The sequence below is a fragment of the Halorhodospira sp. M38 genome, assembly GCF_022227985.1.
Classification (GTDB): Bacteria; Pseudomonadota; Gammaproteobacteria; order Nitrococcales; family Halorhodospiraceae; genus Halorhodospira; species Halorhodospira halophila_A.
This window is the reverse complement of sequence record NZ_JAJNQP010000006.1, coordinates 32,778-51,285: the sequence shown is the minus strand read 5'-3', so window position 1 is coordinate 51,285 and position 18,508 is coordinate 32,778. Positions and strand designations below refer to the sequence as shown.

Sequence of the window (18,508 nt, the reverse complement as noted above, 5' to 3'; positions counted from 1 at the left end):
GGGAAGCAGAATGAAGATCCGGCACCCGCACAAGCAGAACGGGGCCTTCCTGGTGATCAGCGCGGTGGTGTTCATCGTCCTGCTCGGCTTCGCCGCGCTGGCCCTGGATCTGGGACGGATCTTCGTCCAGCAGAGCGAGATGCAGAACGCCGCCGATGCCGCGGCGCGGTCGGGGGCCATGGAGCTTGATGCCAACGAGGACGCCCGGTCGCGTGCGGTGACGGCGGCACGGGATCTGCTCCGCCATCGCGGCCACTTCTCGCGCAACCCGGAGCTGCTCGAGCAGCTGGTCTACAACCCGGATGATCCCACCACTAGTCCCATCGTCTTCTACAGCTGGATCGGCAGCGCCGACGACCCGCCGGTCCACAACCCGGCGACCTACTGCGCTCAGGAACTGGGCGGCCAGTGGCTGGCCGATCGCGCTCGCTGCCTGAGCACCGAGGATGCCACGGCCCGCTACATGGAGATCTGGCTCGACCCGGCACGCGCCGGCAACGCCGACGCCTACACCGTGGATCTGCTCTTCCTGCCGGTCCTTGAGATCCTCGGCGACGAGGTCGCGCGCTTCGCGACGGTCGGCGCCCGGGCCGTGGCCGGTCGCCACTTCTTCGTCTGCGATTACCCGCCGGTGATGTTCTGCAATCCGTTTGAGCAGGTGAGTAAGAGCTTTGCCCGAGCTGTGGCCGACGGGGATTTTCAGGTAGGCCAGACGGTGGTCGTGCGCTCTCAGCGAGATCAGTGGGCCCCCGGCAACTTCGGTTTCCTCCGGCCCCGGACCAATGGCGGTACGGAGTCGGGCGCTTCCGCGTTGGGCAGGTATATGGCCGATCCCACCCTTCAAGGGTGTACGACACCGTGGGTCCATACCCAGACGGGCAACATCGAGAGCCATCCGGTCTGGGGGTGGAACACGCGGTTTGGAGACTACCGCAACAGCTATTCAGCGGATGATTATCCGCCGGCCCCCGTCACCCTCGAGTACCCCCGCGATGAGCAATACGACGAGCAGGGCCGTTTCGGGAATGGCACATGGAATCGGGACGAGTACTGGTCGACCTATCACAGCTACTACCGGGAAGGGAACCAGGACGCCCGCCCCAAGCCCGACAACTGGTCGGAGATGACCCGCTGGGAGGTCTACAACTGGGAGATCGGCGAGACAGGGACCGACGGCCTGCCCCCCTGCGCGCCGGATGATGCACATGGCGTCCCGAACTGGGATTCATCGGACTGCCCCGAGTGGGGCGTGGAGGAAGACAAACTCCCCATGGACCTTCGCGCGCGCGCCGGATCCGGCCCTGAGCGCCGTGTGCTCTTCACCGCGATAGTTGACTGCCAGGCCCAGGATATTCGTGGTTCAGACGAAGGGCTGGCGAATACCTTTGCCAAGTTTTTCATCCTGGACCGGGGTGTTCAGGGCGCGGGCAACTCCGATGCCGAGTTCACCCTTGAGTTCATGGGCCTCGCCGACGAGGACGATGCCGAATTCCGGGTGGAGGTCCAGCTCTATGAATAGCCCCCGGCGGTGGCGTGGTGCGGCCCTGGTGGAGCTGGCCCTGGTGCTGATCCCGCTGATGATCATCGTCTTCGGGATCACGGAGTTCGGGCGTGTGCTCTACCAGGAGAACACGTTGACCAAGTCGGTCACGGTGGGGGCCCGCCATATCGCCCGGACCGAGGGGCTGCTCGATCGCAGCGACTGCTCAATCCTCGACGCCACACGCTGGGCGGCCGTCCAGGAGGCCGCGGCCAACCTGGTTGTCTGCGGGGAGGCGGCCGGTTGCGGCGACCGCCGGGCGGTGGTGCCGGGGCTGCACCCGGGCCGGATCACGATACCGGCGCCTGAACTTATCGACGCCGCGCCGGGGCGGGCGGCCTGTCGGGTGGTGGTGGCGGCCGAGGTGGAGTTCGACGCCCTCTTCGGGCAGGGGGTGGTGCCCTTTACCGGCATCGGGCGCGTGATGCTCAACGCCCGCACCGAGGAGCGCTGGATCGGTGGCTAGGCACGCGCATACGCAGGCAGTCGCGGGGCGCCCGAGACGGCAGCGGGGGGCGGCGATGGTGGAGTTCGCCCTCGGGGTAACCCTCTTCCTGTTGCTGGTCTTCGGCGGTTTCGAGTTCAGCCGGATGCTCCTGGAGTGGGGGCGGACGGTGGAGGCCACCCGGGCCGGCGTGCGCCTGGCGGTGGTGACGACCCCGCCCAGCGGTTGTGACCTCGGCAGCCTCGAGTGCCCCGGCGGTTCGGTGGTCTGCAGCCCCGACGCCGATTCGCCGCTGCTGGCGGCCATGCAGCGCCGTCAGCCGCTGATTGTCGGTGCTGAGAACGTGCGGCTCACCTACGCCTGCTCCACCACGGGGGCGGCGGAGCGGCCCACACCAGTGCGACTGGTGCGCGTCGAAGTGGAGGGGTTGGAGTTCGAGCCGGTGGTGCCCGGGCTTCTGGGGATCCCGGCGGCGATCGCGATCCCGGCCTTCCCGAGCACACAGATCGGGGAGTCCCTGCGGGATCTTGAGGTTTCGGCGCCTTAGGGCCGGGGCCATGGCAACGACGGACAGGTGGACAGAACCATGCTCGTAACACTCAATGTGGTAGCGCTCGTCCAGGAGGACGCCACCGCCGATCAGCTCACCGAGGCGCTGGCCCGGGTTCAGGGGATCCATCTTGCCATCCGGCATGTGGCGACCGGGGAGCGTCCCCGCAACCAGCTGGCCAGCGACGAGCAGCCGGATATCATCCTGCTCGAGCTCGGCGGCAACGAGGCCGAGGACCTCCACGAGGTGGAGCAGATCCTCCACCAGACCGGCGGTCGGGTAGCCGTCTTCGTCGTCTGCGGCCAGAGCGACAGCTTCACCGCGCGGCGGATGCTCGGCCTTGGGGTCCGGCGCGTCTACGCCCGGCCGCTGGAGGTCCAGGGCCTGGTTCTCGATGTCATCGAGTGCATGTCGGAGAAGCGCTCGCGGGTCCAGCGGGCCCGATCCCACAAGGGGGCGCTGACCGCCTTCGTCAACGCCAAGGGCGGCGGTGGGGCCACCACCCTGGCCACCAACGTCGCCTGCACCCTGGCCGCTCGCCACAAACAAAAGGTGGCGCTGATCGATCTGGACGTGCAGTTCGGGGCGGCGGCACTCGGCCTCGACCTGCGGGTCGGCTCGGACATCACCAACGCGCTCTTCCAGCCCGAGCGCATCGACCCGCTCTTCCTCCAGGCGCTGATGATTGAGCACGCCAGCGGGCTGCACGTGCTGCCGGCCCCCGGCGATCTCACCGAGGTGGACACCATCCGCCCCGGGGCCACCAGTGCGCTGCTCCAGGCCGCCCTGGATCTTTACGACATGGTGATCGTCGATGTGCCGCGGCTCTTCGTGCCGTGGACCCTCGAGGCGCTGCGCATGGCCCACCCGGTGCTGCTGGTCTCGCAAAAGAGCCTGGTGACCATTCGCGACACCAAGCTCCTGCTCGAGCGGTTGCCCCTCAACGGCGTCCCGCGCGAGCAGATCGAAGTGGTCAACAACCGCGCCCAGAGCCGCATCGCCAGCCTGGATATCCAGGCGATGAAGCGCACGCTCAAGCTCGAGTGCATCCACCGCGTCACCAACGACTACGCCACCGCCGTGGCTGCCCAGGACCGGGGTGTACCGGTCGACCAGGTCAACCGCCGCTCGGCGATGACCCAGGACATCGAGCGTCTGGCCGCCTACCTGCACAGCAGCCTCAGTGGCGAGCAGGTGCGCAGCCCGGGGCTCTGGGATCGACTCTTCCGCCGTCGCGCCTGAGCGGACCGCGGGATCTGAACGAGGGAAAGGGACATGGCAGAGCTTGCCCGCAACTGGGCCGAGGATCACGCCAGTGCGGTGCGCGCCCTCAAGGGCCGCATCCACAACCACCTGCTGGAACAGCTGAACCTGGAGGTCATCGACCGACTCGAGCCCGAAGTCGTGCGCCAGCAGATCGCCGCCCTGGTCGCCGAGCGACTGCGCGAGGAGCGTGTGCCGCTCAACGCCGCCGAGCGCGACCGCCTGATCGAGGAGATGCAGTACGAGATGCTCGGCCTCGGCCCGCTGGAGCCGCTGCTGGCTGATACCTCCATCTCCGAGATCCTGGTCAACACCTGTCGGCAGACCTACGTCGAGCGTCGTGGCGTGCTCGAGCGCAGCCCGGTGAGCTTCGGAAGCGACGCCCACCTGATGCGCATCATCGACAAGATCGCCAGCGCCGTCGGCCGCCGCATCGACGAGTCCTCGCCCATGGTCGACGCGCGCCTGGCCGACGGCTCCCGGGTCAACGCCATCATCCCGCCGCTGGCGGTGGACGGCCCGATCCTCTCCATCCGCAAGTTCAGCGCCGATCCCTACTCCATGCAGGATCTCACCGCATTCCGCTCGCTGACCCCCGGCATGGCGTCGTTCCTCGAGGGCGCCATCCGGGCCCGGGTCAACCTGCTGGTCTCCGGTGGCACGGGCAGCGGCAAGACCACGCTGCTCAACGCCCTGTCCGGTTACATCCCGGCCAGCGAGCGGATCATCAGCATCGAGGACTCCGCCGAGCTGCAGCTCCAGCAGCCCCACGTGGTGCGCCTGGAAACCCGCCCGCCGAACATCGAGGGCCGGGGCGAGATCACCCAGCGTGATCTGGTGCGCAACGCCCTGCGCATGCGCCCGGACCGGATCATCGTCGGCGAGGTCCGCGGTGGCGAGGCCATGGATATGCTCCAGGCCATGAACACCGGCCACGACGGCTCGCTGAGCACCATCCACGCCAACTCCGCCCGGGATGCGCTGACCCGCCTCGAGCACATGGTCGGCATGAGCGGCGTGTCCATCCCGCAGCCGGTGGCTCGCCACCAGATCGCCTCGGCGCTGCAGCTGCTGGTCAACATCGAGCGGCTCATCGACGGCCGCCGTGTGGTGACCAGCATCCAGGAGATCACCGGCATGGAGGAGCATGTGGTCACGACCCAGGAGCTGTTCACCTTCACCCGCCAGGGCCTCGACGGCCACGGCGGGGTGACGGGTCACTTCCGGGCGACCGGGATCCGGCCGTGGCTGCTCCAGCGCTTCCGTGAGCGCGGCGTCGCCATCGATGAGTCGATCTTCGACCCGGAGCGGGTCTATGCCTGACGCCACCGGCACCCGGTCCACCCATCCCGCGGGCAGGGTCCCGCCGAGGAGCGAGCCGTGAACACCACCGTTATCCTGATCTCCGTGCTGGCCTTCCTGGCCGTCGTCGCGCTGGTCGAGGGGATCTACCTTATCTGGCAGACCTCCTGGGTGGAGGGGCGCAGCAAGATCCGCCGGCGCCTGCGCAGTCTGGCGGCCGCCGGCGAGTCCGATCGCGCGCAGCTGGAGATCCTCCGCGAGCACCCGTACAGCGCCGATCCGGTGCTCAACCGGATCCTGGTGCGCACGCCCGGGGTCAAGGCCGCGGACCGGCTGCTGCAGCAGGCCGGCTCCGACGCTACGGTGGTGCAGCTCTTTGCCCTGCAGGTGTTGGGGACGTTGCTGGTGGCGCTGGTGCTCGTTCTCGGGGCCGGGACCGTGGGGCCACTGGCCGTGCTCGCCGGCGCGCTGCTGGGCGTGGGTGGGCCGGTGCTTTACCTGCGCCAGCGCCGTCAGCGTCGGCAGCGGCGCTTCGTCGAGCTGCTGCCGGACACCATGGACTTCCTCGCCCGCGGCCTGCGTTCGGGCAGCCCGTTCACCGCGTCGCTGCAGTACGCCGCCCGCGAGATGCCGTCGCCGGTCAGTGACGAGCTCGGCATCGCCTTCGACGAGATCAACTACGGCCTGGAGGTCGAACAGGCCCTGCGCAACCTCCAAGAGCGGGTGGCCAGCAAGGACGTGGCCTACTTCGTCACCGCGGTGCTCATCCAGCGGCGGACCGGCGGCAACCTCGCCGAGGTGCTGGTGCGCATCGCGGCGATGCTCCGCGAGCGCCAGCGCACCCTCAAGGAGGTCCAGGTGCAGGCCGCGGAGATGAAGCTCTCCGCCCACGTGCTGATCGCGCTGCCGATCTTTGTCGCCGGCTTCCTCTCCCTGTTCCGCTGGGAGTATATGGCCGTGCTGTTTGAACACCCCGCAGGGCTGACCATCGTCGGCGCGCAGCTGATGATGATGGGCGTGGGGTACCTGGTGATGCGCCGGATGGTCAACTTCCGGATCTAGAGGAGGGTGGGGGGATGGGGGAGATGATGGTGATGCCCGGCACCCAAGTGCTGGCCCTGGTGGCGGTCTTCCTCACCGTGGTCCTGATGGCGTTCGCCCTGTTGTCCTGGGCGCTGTCCGGGCCGGATCCGGTGCAGCGACGGCTGCGGGAGATCGAGACCGCCTCCGGCGGCGGCAGCACGCAGTCCCGGGAGCCGCACTGGTCGGGCACTTTCCTGGTGCGCTGGGTGGAGCCGGCGGGCCGGCTGCTGCTGCCGCGCGAGGACCTGGCCCGTTCGCGTCTCTACCGGCGCCTGGTCCAGGCCGGTTACCGCGGCCCCCGCGCGCTGCCCATTTACCTCGGCGCCAAGGTGCTGCTGGCCGCCGGCCTGCCGGTGGCCGGGGCGCTGGCCGTGGCGGCCTGGGCCTCCTGGGGCGCGCTGTTCCAGCCGCTGTCAGCACTCGGCCTGGTCGGGGTGGCGGCCGCCGGCTTCTACCTGCCGGCGTTCTTCCTGCAGCGGCGCATCGAGCAGCGGCGCAGCGCCTTCGAGGAAGGGTTCCCCGACGCCATGGACATGCTGGTGGTCTGCGTCGAGGCCGGGCTCGGCCTGGACGCGGCGATCCAGCGGGTGGGCGAGGAGATGATGCACGCCCATCCGGTGCTCGCCACCGAGCTGCGGGTGATGAGCCTGGAGCTGCGTGCCGGCAAGACGCGCGAGGCGGCGCTGCGCGGGCTGGCCGAGCGGACGGGCATCGACCCGGTGAAATCGCTGACCACACTGCTGATCCAGGCCGAGCGCTTCGGCACCAGCGTCTCCGCGGCGCTGCGCGAGCACGCCAGCGGCATGCGCCATGCGCGCATCCAGCGGGCCCGGGAGCGGGCGGCGAAGCTGCCGGTCAAGATGATCTTCCCGATCCTGCTGTTCATCTTCCCGGCCCTGTTCCTCGTTGTCCTCGGCCCGGCGGTGATCGGCATTGCCGAGTCGCTGCTCAACGCGGGGGGGTGAACGTGGCCGCAGCCGGGGGGCGAGGCGGCGCACGGCCTGGGCCGCGCTGCGCCGCGGCGATGAGCCTGGCGCTGGGCGTCGTCGGCTGTGCGGCGAGCCCGTCGTACACCGACAACTTGGAACCGTTGGAGCGTTTCAACGGCCGGGTGGTCGAGCCCTTGGGCGGCGAGCTTGAGCGCGGGCGCGCCCTGCTCGCCGAGGGCGAGTACGGCCCCGCCCTCGAGGCGCTGCACGTGGCCCTGGCGCTGCGTCCGGATTCGATCCCGGCGCTGAACGCCGCCGGAGTGGCCTACGATCGGCTCGGCTATCACGAGTTGGCCCAGGCCCACTACTACCGGGCCCTGGCCCGAGAGCCGGCCTCGGTGCAGACGCTGAACAATCTCGGCTACTCGCTGCTGCTCGAGGGCCGCTACGACGCCGCCCTCGCGGTCCTCGCAACGGCCGGGCGGCTGGATGCGGCGCACCCGCGGGTGGCGGCCAACCGGATGCAGGCAGAGTACCGACAGGCCGGCCCGGCGGCCTACACCGTCGAGGTGGTTAACGGCAACGGCGAGCGCGGCATGGCCGCCCGGGTGGGGGAGCGGTTGCGGGCCGAGGGTGAGGTGGTTGGTTATCTGAGCAACCAACCCGGCTTCGATGTGGCCGAGACCACCCTCTACTACCGCCCGGTGGCGCGGGCCGCCGCCGAGGCGGTGGCTGCGGCCCTGCCGCTGGCGGTGCGCATGGAGGCGAGCGAAACGATGCGCCCGGGCGCCGGGGTGCGCCTGGTTCTTGGACACGATCTGCTGGCTCATGCCAGCGCCTTCGAGGGTGGGGGGGAATGACCATGGGCAAGGGAGTGAGCCGCATTGCGGGCGTGCTGGCCGTGCTGGTTTTCGTGGCCGGGTGTGCGTCCACCGGCGGTCGCGAGGGCGCCGCCTTCGAGGACGACATCGACGCGCTGCTCGCCGAGGCGCGCGGCGCCGCACAGGCCGGGGAACGGAACCAGGCGGCCTTCTACTACCGCGAGATCCTGGAGCGGGACGAGGCCCACCCGGATGCGCTGGTCGGCATGGGTCGGATTGCGCTGCGCGGCGGCGACGCCGGGGCGGCCGAGGCGTTGTTCACCCGCGCCCTGGAGGTCGACGAGACGCGCAGCGATGCCCTGGAGGGGCGCGGCAAGGCGCGGCTGCAGCTGGGCGAGCTGGAGGCTGCGATGACCGACCTGGAGGCTGCGGTGGCGGCGGAGCCGGTTCGCTGGATGGCCTGGAACGCGCTCGGTATCGCCGCCGATCTGCAGGGCCGCCACCCTGACGCGAGGGCGCACTACGAGGCGGCCCTCGAGGTGCTGCCCGGCAATCCGTCGGTACTCAACAACCTCGGCTACTCCCTGCTCATGGCGCAGGCCTACGCCGAGGCCGAGACCGTCCTGCGCGAAGGGCTGCGCGGGGCGCCGCGGGATCCGCGGCTGCGCAACAACCTGGGCCTCGCCCTGGCCTGGCAGGGACGCTACGAGGACGCCCTGGAGGTCATGGAGCCAGCCCTCGGGGGCGCGGAGGCGGCGAATAACGTCGGTTACATCGCCTTGCTCAGCGGTGATGGCGCGGCCGCCCTGCGCTACTTCGACCGGGCGCTGGAGCTCTATCCGCGTTACTACGCGCTGGCCGAGCAGAACCGCCGCCGCGCCGTGCGCCTGGTTCAGGAGGGCGCTGCCCCGTGATCGGGTCCCCAGGCGCGGCGCTCAGCCGCCGCGGATGGCCAGAAAACCGCCGACCACCAACGGCAGGGTGGCCACGGCGGTGACGGTCTGCACGGTGAGGATCGAGGCCATCAGCGGAGCGTCGCCGCCGAGCTGGCGGGCGAGGATGTAGCACGACGCCGAGGCCGGTACCCCGGCGAAGAGCACGAGCACCGCCCCGGTGGTCGCGTCCAGACCGGCGGCCAGGACTACGGCGCCGACGCCGGCAGGCAGGAGCAGGAGCTTGATGGCCGATGATGCGATCAGCAGCCGCGGATGGCGGCCGATCTGCCCCCAGTACAGCCCGGCGCCCACCGCCATCAGGCCCAGCGGCAGCGCGGCCTGGCCCAGCGCATCGAGGAAGGCGGCCAGCGGTGCCGGCAAGCCCACCGGCAGCAGGCTGAGTGCGACGCCGAGCAGACAGGCGAGCACCAGCGGGTTGCGCGCCAGGCTCGCCCAGAAGCCGGGTGCCTGACGTCCGGTGCGCCGGCCGTAGCGGATCAGGGCCGCCACCGCCAGCAGGTTCACCAGGGGGACGAGGACCGCCAGGCTGATCGCCGCCAGGGTCACCCCCTCGGTGCCGAACAGTGCCGCCGCCGTGGCCAGTCCCACGTAGGTGTTGGGCCGGAAGGTGCCCTGCAGCGCCGAGGTGAAGCCGGGGCCGTCCGGCTCCAGCAGCGGCCGGGCGAGGAGCAGCAGGGCGCCGGCGATCGCCACGCCGCCGGCGAGGATGGCCACTACGGGCAGCAGTGGCATCTCGCGCAGCGGTGCCTCGGCCAGTCGTACCACCAGCAGCGCCGGCAGGGCAAAGTAGTAGGTCAGCCGCTCCGCCCCGTCCCAGAACAGGGGCGGAACGACCTCCTGACGGCGCAGCACGTGGCCCAGGGCGATGAGTCCGAAGACCGCCGCCAGGGCGCTGGCCAGGGCGCCCGCCAAGCCGGCCTAGCCGCCCTGGCTCGGCATCAGCGGCTGCCGTGAGGCGAAGCGGTACTGCCAGGCCATCAGCACCGCGCCTACCGCGATCCCGGCCAGGTCGCTGTAGATCCCGCCGTAGATCATCGAGATGGCACCGGCGAGCAGCACGCCGCGCAGCAGCCACGAGACGTGGCCGAACAGCCAGCCCTGCACCGCGGCGGCCAGCAGGAAGATGCCCACCGAGGCGGTCACGCCCACCCGGGCGATCTCCGTCCAGGTCCCTTCACCGAGCATGGCCGGGCTGTAGAAGAACATGAACGGCACGATGAACGCCGCCAGCCCGATCTTGAACGCCGTCACCGAGGTGCGCAGCGGGTCGGTGCCGGCAATGCCGGCGGCGGCGTAGGCGGCCAGCGCCACCGGCGGGGTGATCGCCGAGATGACTGCGTAGTAGAAGACGAAGAAGTGGGCGATCAGCGGCTCCACGCCGAGCTGCTGCAGCCCGGGCGCCACCACCGAGGCGGCCACGGCGTAGGCGGCGGTCGTCGGCATGCCCATCCCCAGCATGATGGAGATGCACATGGCGAAGAACATCGCCAGCAGCATGGAGGCGTCCGCCACCCCCAGCAGCATGGACGAGAAGCGCGTGCCCACGCCGGTGAGGCTGATCACGCCGACGATGATGCCGGCGCAGGCGCACACCGCCACCAGCGGGATGACCATGCGCCCGCCCATCTCCAGGGCGCGGAGGATGCGGCGGATGCCCATCGCCTCCGGGGTCAGCCAGCTGACCACCACCGCCGAGATCATCGCCACGGTGCCGGCCCGGATCACCGAGTAGCCCTGGAAGAGGGTGAAGATCAGCACCAGGATGGGGATGAACAGGTAGACCTGCCGCAGCATCCGCCCCAGCCCGGGCAGCTGCGCCCGCGGCAGCCCGCGCATGCCCATCTTGGCCGCCTCGTTGTCGACCATGAAGTAGACCGACAGGAAGTAGAGGGCGGCCGGCAGGATGGCGGCGGCGATGATCTCCACGTAGGGGATGCCGGTGATCTCCGCCATGATGAAGGCGCCGGCGCCCATGATCGGCGGCACCAGCTGCCCGCCGGTGGAGGCGGTCGCCTCGATGGCGCCGGCGCTCTTGGCCGGGTAGCCGACCTTGCGCATCAGCGGGATGGTCAGGCTGCCGGTGGCCACCACGTTGCCGGCGGAGGTGCCGTTGATCATCCCCATCAGCCCGGAGGCGAAGATCGACACCTTGGCCGGGCCGCCGCGGGCCCAGCCGGCCACGGCGAAGGCGAAGTTGACGAAGTAATCGCCGACCCGGGAGACCTGCAGGAAGGCGGCAAAGGTGATGAACAGGATGATGTACGTCGAGGAGACCGCGGTGGTCGGGCCGAGGATCCCGCTGTCGGTGTAGAGGTAGGTGAAGAAGCGGGTGAAGGAGTAGCCGCGGTGCTCCAGGAAGCCGGGCAGCCACGGCCCGACGAAGGAGTAGACGAGGAAGATGGCGGTGATGATCACCAGCGCCAGGCCGGCGATGCGTCGGGTCAGCTCCAGGATCAGCAGCACGCCGGCGGCCGAGATCCACAGCTCCTGGGCCCCGGCAAAGGGGGTCCCGGCCGCCATTTGCCAGCGGGTCAGTGCCAGGATGATGTAGGCACCGACCATCAGCGCGCCGAAGCCGAGGATCCAGTCTGGCCAGTGGACACGGTTGTCCGGACTGCGCAGGAACCAGCCGGCCAGGGTGGCGACGGCCACGCTGGCGAACAGGGTGTAGCCGAACTGCTGGGCGAGCCACGGCGGGAGCTGGGTGGAGGACATGCCATCCACCTGCAGCAGGTAGGCGATGTAGCCGAGTGCGCCCAGGGCCCATAGCATCAGGGCGGTACTGGCTAGCATCACCAGCCACTGGAGCATCCCGGTGGGCGCGGCCGGCGCGTCGCGGTCCAGGGTCCGCGCCGAGGTCAGCGCAAAGCCGATGAACAGGCCGCCGGCGATGTGCAGGATCCGGAAGGTCCAGGTCTCCAGCGGGATCACGTTCAGGGTGAAGATGTGGAATGCGGTATAGAGCGCGCACGCCCAGAAGAACAGCTGCTTCTGCCAGCCGGTGAGGGCGCGCTCGTTGCTGCCGAGGGGAATCTCCGTTTCGCCCTGGGTCTCGATCGTTGGCTCCGGATTCGTGGATCGATCGCTCATCGATGGGGATGCCTCGGCCTCGGTGATACCGGTGCGGGACCTGCTACCGGGCAGGCCCCCTGACACAGCCCGCCCCCGGTCGCACGGATGCGGCTCGGGGGCGGGGGATCAATGGGCTGTCCCGCTCGGGGTCAGCCGCGCAGGTCCTCGGGGATCTCGTAGCCGTTCTCCTCGAACCAGCGCACGGCGCCCGGGTGCCAGGGCATCCAGTCGTTGTACTGGTGGTTCTCCGGCAGGGTCTCGCGCGAGGCCCGGTGGATGTCCATCATCCGGTCGTGGTTCTCCATGACCGCCCGGGTGACCTCGTAGACCAGCGACTCGGGCATGTCCTGGTGGGTGATGGCGAAGTTCCAGATGGAGATCGCCGGGATGTCCGCGTCCAGGGAGCTGTAGAGGTCCGCCTCGATGTCCGCCGGGGAGAGCGCCGGGAATGCCTCGAGCAGCTGCTCCTGCTGCGCCTCGGTGACCGAGAAGATGTTGGCGTCGATCTCCGCCTCGAGCTGCGAGAAGGCCGAGATCGGGGTGCCGGCCGCGAAGGCGAAGGCGTCGATCAGGCCGTCCTGCAGCTGGCCGGCCAGATCCGAGGCGCCGCCGTTGCGCACGCGCACATCGATGCCGAGCTCATCGAAGAACTGCGGGAAGTACATATCCGCAGTGCCGCCGGAGGGGCCGACCCCGACACGCTTGCCCTCCAGATCCTCCATGGAGGTCAGCTCGTCGCCCTCGCGGGTGATGATGTGGAAGGTGGTCTGGTACATGGGGAAGACCGCGCGGATGTTGCGGTGCTCCATGCCCGGAGCCAGCTCGCTCTCGCCGTCCCAGGCGGCGCGGGCCGGTCCCATGGTGACCAGGCCGAACTCGTGGTCGCCGGTCTCGACCAGGGTGGCGTTCTGCACCGGCCCGCCGGTGACCTCGCCGCCGGCGCGGATGTCGAGCATCCCGGCGACCATGTCGGCCCAGCCGCTGCCGTAGATGTAGTAGGTGCCGCCCTGGCTGGCGGTGCCCACGGTGAAGCTGCGGGGCCAGTCGTCGCGGTCGGCCAGTGCCGGTGCCGACAGGGCCAGCGCCGAGGTGGCGCAGATGGCGAGTTGCCAGGTTTTCATTCTCATTCTGTTTGCTCCTCCTCCAGAGCCCGGGGAAGCCCTTTGGCGGGCGTTTCGGTGGTTGGCATAACCCGCACCCGTGACCGGGGCGCAGTGCGCTTTATCGCAGGGGGCACCGCTATTGTCAATTCCCAATCCGCCGTGCGGCGACCGGCGCGCCCCCGGTGAGCGGGGTGGTCAGTGAGTGGCCGGCCGCTGTGGAGCCGCATCACGCTGGGGGCTGCGGTGTTTCTCCGCAGGGTTTTCCACAGGTTTTGTGAACAAGCCCATCCCGGTCTATCTTCCCGGGGAGGATCGGCAACCAGAACCAGAAAGGAGGAGACCGGTATGGCCGACGATGATCAGAACCGCAAGGAGCAGCATGTCGAGGACATGAAGGCGCGCCTGTCCGAGTGGCAGGAGCAGATCGACCGCGTCCGTGCCCAGGCCGAGGAGGCCGGCGAGGAGATGCGCGAGCGCTATCAGGAGCAGCTCCAGGAGCTGGAGGAGAAGTACGAGGAGGGCAAGCAGCGGCTGCGCGAGATGCAGGACGCCAGCGAGGAGGCCTTCCGTGACATGCGCGAGGGCTCGGAGAGCGCGTGGGAGGCGATGACGCGGGCCTTCCGCGATGCGCTGAACCGTTTCCGCTCCTGATGGCCCTGCCCGGGCGGGCCCGGTGGCCCGCCCGCACTGCTCCCGCTCACCCCCGCCCCCCAGGTAAACTGGCGCCATGCCAGACTCTGACATCACCGACGCCATCGCCACGGCCTACCGCCGCGTCCGGGACGAGATGCCCGGCTTCCGCGAGCGGGCCGCGCAGAAACGCATGATCTGGGAGGTGGCCAAGGCCCTCGCAGGGGAGCAGGACCACCGCCTGCTTGCCATCGAGGCGCCCACCGGCACCGGCAAGAGCCTCAGCTACCTGCTCGGCGGGGTCCCGGCGGCGCGCAGCCGCGGTCTGCCGCTGGTCATCGCCACGGCCACCGTGGGGCTGCAGGAGCAGATCCTGCACCAGGATCTGCCCAAGCTGGCCCGCTACGCCGGCATCGAGGTGGATGCCACGGTGGCCAAGGGGCGTGGTCGTTACCTGTGCCCGCGCAACCTGGATGAGCTGGTCGGGCAGTCGGCCATTGCCGAGGCCGGGGCGCAGCAGGCGTTGGCCGCCGACATCCTGGGCAGCGCCCGCTGGCCGCGCCCGCCTCAGGCGGGCGAGCCCGAGCAGCTGGAGTCCATGGCCGAGGCCCTAACCGAGGGGCGCTGGGGCGGTGACCTGGACGAGTGGGCCGACGGCGTGGCCGACGACCTGCGCCCGATGGTCACCTCCACCAGTCACTCCTGCTCCGGACGGCGGTGTGCCCACTTTGAGGGATGTCCCGTCTACGCCGCCCGCGACCGGGTGTCCCGCGCCGAGGTGGTGATCACCAACCACGACCTCCTCCTCGCCGACCTGCAGCTCGGCGAGGAGGAGGGCGGGGTCCTGCTGCCAGCGCCCGAGCAGGCGCTTTACGTCATCGACGAGGGCCACCACCTGGCCGCCAAGGCGGTGCAGCGCTTCGCTGCCAGTGCCCGCGTCCAGGCGGCGCGGACGTGGCTGGAGGAGGGCGAAGGCGTTGCTACGGACACCGCGGCGGTGCTGCCGGACGATGCGGTCGGCGAGCCGCCGGACGCCGAGGCGCAACGGCTGCAGGAGCGTCTGGGCGAGGTGGCCACCGCGCTGCAGGAGGCGGATACCTTCCTGCAGCACAACTACCGGGCCGATGCCGAGGGTGAACGCTGGCGTTTCCGCGCCGGTCATGCCCCGGAGCCGGTGCGTGAGCTGGCCGGGCGCGTGGCCGGCCCGGCGCGGGGGCTGCACGACGCCCTGCAGGGGTTCTCGGACCGGGTTTACGCCGCCCTGGAGGCGCAGCGGGGCGACACCCAGGAGCTGGAGCGCCAGCTGCCGCGGCTTGGCTTCCTGCGTGAGCGGGCGGCGAACCTGGCCACCACCTGGGAGCTCCTCGCCGAGCAGGACAATGCCGGAACGCCGCCGGTGGCCCGCTGGGTGGAACGCCAGGCGGAGTCCGACGGTGCCGTGGACCATCGGGTCTCGGTCTCGCCGGTCTCGGTGGCCGGCGAGCTCGCCCGGCGCCTGTGGGACCGGTGCGCCGGTGCGGTGATCACCAGCGCCACGCTGACTGCCCTGGGGCGCTTCGATCATCTGCGCAGTGACCTGGGCCTGCCCGACGGGGAGGCCATCCGCCAGGGCTGCCTGCCGTCGCCCTTCGACTACAGCCGATCCCTGCTGCACGTGCCGGCGCTGCGCAGCGATCCGCGCGACGCCGAGGCGCACCTGGCCGAGGTCTGCCAGTGGCTGCCCGAGCTCCTCGACCCCTACGAGGCGGCGCTGGTGCTGTTCACCAGCCGTCAGCGCATGGAGCGGGTGGCCCAGGCGCTGCCCGAGGGCCTGCGGGAGCGGCTGCAGTGCCAGGGTGAGCGCTCCCGCGAGGCGATGCTCCAGCGCCACCGCGAGGCCGTGGATGCCGGGCAGGGCAGTATCCTCTTCGGACTGGCGGGTATGGCCGAGGGCGTGGATCTGCCCGGGCGCTACTGCGATCACGTGGTCATCGAGCGCATCCCCTTCGGGGTGCCCACCGAACCGGTGACCGCCACCCTCAGCGAGTGGCTGGAGGATCAGCAGCACTCCTCGTTCCATACCCTGAGCCTGCCGCGGGCATCGCTGCGCCTGACCCAGGCCTGCGGACGGCTGGTCCGCTCCGAGGATGACCGCGGGCGGATCACCATCCTCGACCGGCGGGTGGTGACCCAGCGCTACGGCCGCCAACTCCTCGACGCCCTGCCGCCGTTCCGGCGCCGTCTCGACTAAGGCAGGCATCCCGCAACGAAAAAGGCCGCCGATCCGGTGGATCGGCGGCCCGTTGCCGTGGGGATGGTGGAACGATCCCCGGTGGGTTACTGCTTCTCGATGACCGTGGTCAGCTCCACGCCGAGGGCCACTGGCAGCAGGAAGTAGACGAATACCGTGGTCAGCACGATGGTGACCAGGTTCAGCAGCAGCCCGGCGCGCGCCATATCCGGCACGGTCAGGGCCCGGCTGCCGAAGACGACGGCGTTTGGAGGCGTGGCCACCGGCAGCATGAAGGCGCAGGAGGCAGCCACGGCCACGGCGGCCATCAGCACCAGCGGGTTGAAGTTCGTGGCCACGGCCAGCGCGCCCATCAGCGGGATGAACACCGTCGCCGTGGCGGTGTTGGAGGTCACCTCGGTGAGGAAGACCACCAGAGCCACGCAGGCGGCGATGATCAGGAAGATGGAGACGCCGTCGAGCACCTGCAGGGCCTCGGCCAGGCTCTCGGACAGGCCGCTGGCGCCAAAGCCCGCCGCCAGGGCGAAACCGCCGCCGAAGAGCAGGACGATGTCCCAGGGGATCTTCACGGCGGTGTCCCAGTCGAGCAGCCGCTGCCCCTTCTCCTTGCCCGAGGGCAGCAGGAACAGCGCCAGGGCACCGGCCATGGCGATGCTGGCGTCGCCGAATTCATCGAGCACGCCCTCGGGCAGGAAACCGCGCAGGACCCAGGCCAGGGCCACCAGCACGAAGACGCTCAGCACGCGGCGCTCGGCGGGGTCCATGCGGCCGATCTCGGCCAGCTCCTGGCGGATGGTCTCGCGGCCACTGACCAGATGCCCGATGCCGCGGCAGTGGCGGCTGAAAGCCAGATAGACCCAGGCGATGCCGAGAAAGAGCAGGGACAAGGGCAGGCCGAAGGCCATCCAGCTGGCGAAGGTGATCTCGATGTCGTAGAGCTCCTGGGCCTGACCGGCGAGCACCGCGTTCGGTGGCGTGCCGATCAGCGTGGCGATGCCGCCGATTGACGCGGCGTAGGCGACACCGAGCATGAGCACCACGCCAAAGCCGCGGGGCAGCTCCTGTCCGTTCTGCTCGGCTTCCTCCTGGCTCTGCTTGAGCACCGCCAGGGCGATGGGCAGCATCATCATCGCCGTGGCCGTGTTGCTGATCCACATGGACAGCCCGGCGGTGGCCAGCATGAAGCCGAGGATGATGCGCCGGGGCGAGGGACCGACGAGGTTGATGGTGTGCAGGGCGATGCGCCGATGGAGGTTCCAGCGCTGCATGGTCACGGCGATGAAGAAACCACCCAGGAACAGGTAGATCAGGTGGTTGCCGTAGGCCTCGGTGACATCGCCGACCTCCATGACCCCGAGCAGCGGGAAGGCGACGATGGGGACCAGCGCCGTGGCGGCAAGGGGCAGCGCCTCACTGATCCACCAGATGGCCATCAGGATGGCGACCAGGGCGACGTTCCACTCGGCCTGGGTCAATTCGCCGGGCGGGCCGACCAGCAAGCCGGCCAGGGCCACCAATGGCCCCAGGAACAGTCCAATGCGCTGCCGATAAGACTCCATGGATACCTCCATCAGCGTTCGAAGAGCGCATAAGGTGGACCACAAGCCCCCTCCCCCTCAATAGGTCAATAAAAACGGGGTCCGAGCATTGACCCGAACCCCATTTCGGTGAACCGCATACCGGGGCCCCGCCCCCCCCGCGGGTTACCAGCCCATGTCGCCCTCGGGCGCCGGCGCCGGCTCCTGCTCAGGCATCGGCTCCTGCTCTGGCTGCGGCTCCGGTGCGGGTGCCGGCTCCTGCTGCTCCGGCTCGCCCCACGGGTCCTCGGCAGGCTCCGGTTCGTCGCCGGTGCCGGCGCAGCCGGCGCCGAGCAGCAGGGCGAACAGCGCGATGATTCCAAGCTTGTAGGGCATGGGTGACTCCCCCTGATTGGTGCATTTCCATGGTGCAGACGCTGGCATGCGCCTGGCGGCTGGGACAATGCCACCCCGGCTCGGGTTCACGGCCGCCGCTCGGAAGGGCCCGCCCCCGGCGCGCCGTCAGGCCTCGGCGTCGTCGAGCCGTGCGCCCACCGGGGCGTCCACCGGGCGGACGATGGCCCGCGTGCCTTCCAGCCGGACGATGCGCACGGCACTGCCCGGGGCGATCTCGGGGTCGTCGGCGGGGTCGGGGATGGCCATCAGGTGGTCGCCGAAGGCGCGCACGCGCAGGTGGCCGCGCAGGTCGTAGTAGGCCTCGAAGGCGGTGCGGCGCAGGGCACTGTCATCCGCTGAGGGCGGGCCGCCGCCGCGGCCCATGCGCCGGAAGACCCAGACCATGAACGGCAGCGAGGCCAGCCCGGCGAGGATGGCCACGGCGATCTGCGCGACCAGCGGCGCGCCGAGCAGGGCCATGGCCATGCCGGCGAAGGCCATTACCGCCAGGGCCAGCAGCACCCCGGCGCCGCCGCCGGCGAGCAGGATCTCGACGCCGAGCAGCACCACCGCCAGGGTGAGCCATACCGTCCACACCGATTGCGGGTCGTTCATCGGGTCCATGGGGCCTCCGCGCAGGGTCCGGATCCCCAAGGTAGCGAGCCGGGCGG

Annotated in this window: 17 protein-coding genes; 11 read left to right on the top strand and 6 right to left on the bottom strand. The window is 70.1% G+C overall.

Annotation, left to right across the window (positions count from 1 at the left end; genetic code table 11):
• Positions 1-10: 10 nt before the first annotated feature.
• From LRA98_RS05665 to LRA98_RS05625, 9 genes are read left to right on the top strand one after another with little or no spacing between them, the layout of a single operon-like run.
• Positions 11-1,519: a pilus assembly protein TadG-related protein gene (locus LRA98_RS05665; protein ID WP_238633137.1), complete on the top strand. Its 1,509-nt coding sequence runs from the start codon at positions 11-13 to the stop codon at positions 1,517-1,519.
• Positions 1,512-2,006 carry a TadE/TadG family type IV pilus assembly protein gene (locus tag LRA98_RS05660; RefSeq protein ID WP_238633138.1) on the top strand — a complete coding sequence of 165 codons (495 nt, stop codon included), beginning with the start codon at positions 1,512-1,514 and terminating at the stop codon, positions 2,004-2,006. Before LRA98_RS05665 ends, LRA98_RS05660 begins: the two co-directional genes overlap by 8 nt.
• Positions 2,007-2,061: 55 nt before the next feature.
• Positions 2,062-2,532, top strand: coding sequence for a TadE/TadG family type IV pilus assembly protein (locus LRA98_RS05655; protein ID WP_238633139.1), 471 nt, complete (start codon positions 2,062-2,064; stop codon positions 2,530-2,532).
• Positions 2,533-2,571: 39 nt separating this feature from the next.
• Positions 2,572-3,777: an AAA family ATPase gene (locus tag LRA98_RS05650; protein WP_238633140.1), complete on the top strand. Its 1,206-nt coding sequence runs from the start codon at positions 2,572-2,574 to the stop codon at positions 3,775-3,777.
• Between the two features lie 33 nt (positions 3,778-3,810).
• Positions 3,811-5,121 (top strand): CpaF family protein, encoded by a 1,311-nt coding sequence (locus LRA98_RS05645; protein WP_201242761.1) that lies wholly within the window; start codon positions 3,811-3,813, stop codon positions 5,119-5,121.
• A gap of 57 nt (positions 5,122-5,178) precedes the next feature.
• Complete coding sequence (locus LRA98_RS05640; protein WP_238633141.1) at positions 5,179-6,162, top strand: type II secretion system F family protein; 984 nt, start codon at positions 5,179-5,181, stop codon at positions 6,160-6,162.
• A 14-nt stretch (positions 6,163-6,176) separates the two neighbouring features.
• Entirely contained in the window at positions 6,177-7,148 is a 972-nt protein-coding gene (locus tag LRA98_RS05635) for a type II secretion system F family protein (protein ID WP_238633142.1), read from the top strand.
• A 2-nt stretch (positions 7,149-7,150) separates the two neighbouring features.
• Positions 7,151-7,972: a LytR C-terminal domain-containing protein gene (locus LRA98_RS13140; RefSeq protein ID WP_238633143.1), complete on the top strand. Its 822-nt coding sequence runs from the start codon at positions 7,151-7,153 to the stop codon at positions 7,970-7,972.
• Between the two features lie 2 nt (positions 7,973-7,974).
• Positions 7,975-8,847: a tetratricopeptide repeat protein gene (locus tag LRA98_RS05625; RefSeq protein WP_238633144.1), complete on the top strand. Its 873-nt coding sequence runs from the start codon at positions 7,975-7,977 to the stop codon at positions 8,845-8,847.
• 21 nt (positions 8,848-8,868) lie between these two features.
• On the opposite strand, the gene LRA98_RS05620 is transcribed toward LRA98_RS05625, so the two are convergent.
• The 3 genes from LRA98_RS05620 to LRA98_RS05610 all read right to left on the bottom strand — a co-directional run bounded on the left by LRA98_RS05620 (position 8,869) and on the right by LRA98_RS05610 (position 13,088).
• A complete protein-coding gene (locus LRA98_RS05620; protein ID WP_238633145.1) occupies positions 8,869-9,801 on the bottom strand; it encodes an AEC family transporter in 933 nt (310 codons plus the stop codon).
• 6 nt (positions 9,802-9,807) lie between these two features.
• Complete coding sequence (locus LRA98_RS05615; protein ID WP_238633146.1) at positions 9,808-11,979, bottom strand: TRAP transporter permease; 2,172 nt, start codon at positions 11,977-11,979, stop codon at positions 9,808-9,810.
• A 131-nt stretch (positions 11,980-12,110) separates the two neighbouring features.
• Positions 12,111-13,088, bottom strand: coding sequence for a TAXI family TRAP transporter solute-binding subunit (locus tag LRA98_RS05610; RefSeq protein ID WP_201169317.1), 978 nt, complete (start codon positions 13,086-13,088; stop codon positions 12,111-12,113).
• 321 nt (positions 13,089-13,409) lie between these two features.
• Between LRA98_RS05610 and LRA98_RS05605 the strand changes: the two genes are divergently transcribed.
• Both LRA98_RS05605 and dinG read left to right on the top strand, forming a co-directional pair.
• Entirely contained in the window at positions 13,410-13,715 is a 306-nt protein-coding gene (locus tag LRA98_RS05605; protein WP_201169316.1) for a hypothetical protein, read from the top strand.
• A gap of 76 nt (positions 13,716-13,791) precedes the next feature.
• Complete coding sequence (gene dinG, locus LRA98_RS05600) at positions 13,792-15,924, top strand: ATP-dependent DNA helicase DinG (RefSeq protein WP_238633147.1); 2,133 nt, start codon at positions 13,792-13,794, stop codon at positions 15,922-15,924.
• An 86-nt stretch (positions 15,925-16,010) separates the two neighbouring features.
• On the opposite strand, the gene LRA98_RS05595 is transcribed toward dinG, so the two are convergent.
• From LRA98_RS05595 to LRA98_RS05585, 3 genes are all read right to left on the bottom strand, one after another.
• Positions 16,011-17,483, bottom strand: coding sequence for an SLC13 family permease (locus LRA98_RS05595; protein WP_201169312.1), 1,473 nt, complete (start codon positions 17,481-17,483; stop codon positions 16,011-16,013).
• Positions 17,484-17,627: 144 nt separating this feature from the next.
• Positions 17,628-17,837 (bottom strand): hypothetical protein, encoded by a 210-nt coding sequence (locus LRA98_RS05590; RefSeq protein WP_238633148.1) that lies wholly within the window; start codon positions 17,835-17,837, stop codon positions 17,628-17,630.
• 126 nt (positions 17,838-17,963) lie between these two features.
• Positions 17,964-18,461, bottom strand: coding sequence for an NfeD family protein (locus LRA98_RS05585; RefSeq protein ID WP_201169310.1), 498 nt, complete (start codon positions 18,459-18,461; stop codon positions 17,964-17,966).
• Positions 18,462-18,508 lie beyond the last annotated feature (47 nt).

Coding starts and splice junctions, on each gene's coding strand:
- LRA98_RS05665 (WP_238633137.1), top strand. CDS start 11: ATGAAGATCCGGCACCCGCACAAGCAGAACGGGGCCTTCCTGGTGATC.
- LRA98_RS05660 (WP_238633138.1), top strand. CDS start 1,512: ATGAATAGCCCCCGGCGGTGGCGTGGTGCGGCCCTGGTGGAGCTGGCC.
- LRA98_RS05655 (WP_238633139.1), top strand. CDS start 2,062: ATGGTGGAGTTCGCCCTCGGGGTAACCCTCTTCCTGTTGCTGGTCTTC.
- LRA98_RS05650 (WP_238633140.1), top strand. CDS start 2,572: ATGCTCGTAACACTCAATGTGGTAGCGCTCGTCCAGGAGGACGCCACC.
- LRA98_RS05645 (WP_201242761.1), top strand. CDS start 3,811: ATGGCAGAGCTTGCCCGCAACTGGGCCGAGGATCACGCCAGTGCGGTG.
- LRA98_RS05635 (WP_238633142.1), top strand. CDS start 6,177: ATGGGGGAGATGATGGTGATGCCCGGCACCCAAGTGCTGGCCCTGGTG.
- LRA98_RS05625 (WP_238633144.1), top strand. CDS start 7,975: ATGGGCAAGGGAGTGAGCCGCATTGCGGGCGTGCTGGCCGTGCTGGTT.
- LRA98_RS05615 (WP_238633146.1), bottom strand. CDS start 11,979: ATGAGCGATCGATCCACGAATCCGGAGCCAACGATCGAGACCCAGGGC.
- LRA98_RS05610 (WP_201169317.1), bottom strand. CDS start 13,088: ATGAGAATGAAAACCTGGCAACTCGCCATCTGCGCCACCTCGGCGCTG.
- LRA98_RS05605 (WP_201169316.1), top strand. CDS start 13,410: ATGGCCGACGATGATCAGAACCGCAAGGAGCAGCATGTCGAGGACATG.
- dinG (WP_238633147.1), top strand. CDS start 13,792: ATGCCAGACTCTGACATCACCGACGCCATCGCCACGGCCTACCGCCGC.
- LRA98_RS05595 (WP_201169312.1), bottom strand. CDS start 17,483: ATGGAGTCTTATCGGCAGCGCATTGGACTGTTCCTGGGGCCATTGGTG.
- LRA98_RS05590 (WP_238633148.1), bottom strand. CDS start 17,837: ATGCCCTACAAGCTTGGAATCATCGCGCTGTTCGCCCTGCTGCTCGGC.
- LRA98_RS05585 (WP_201169310.1), bottom strand. CDS start 18,461: ATGGACCCGATGAACGACCCGCAATCGGTGTGGACGGTATGGCTCACC.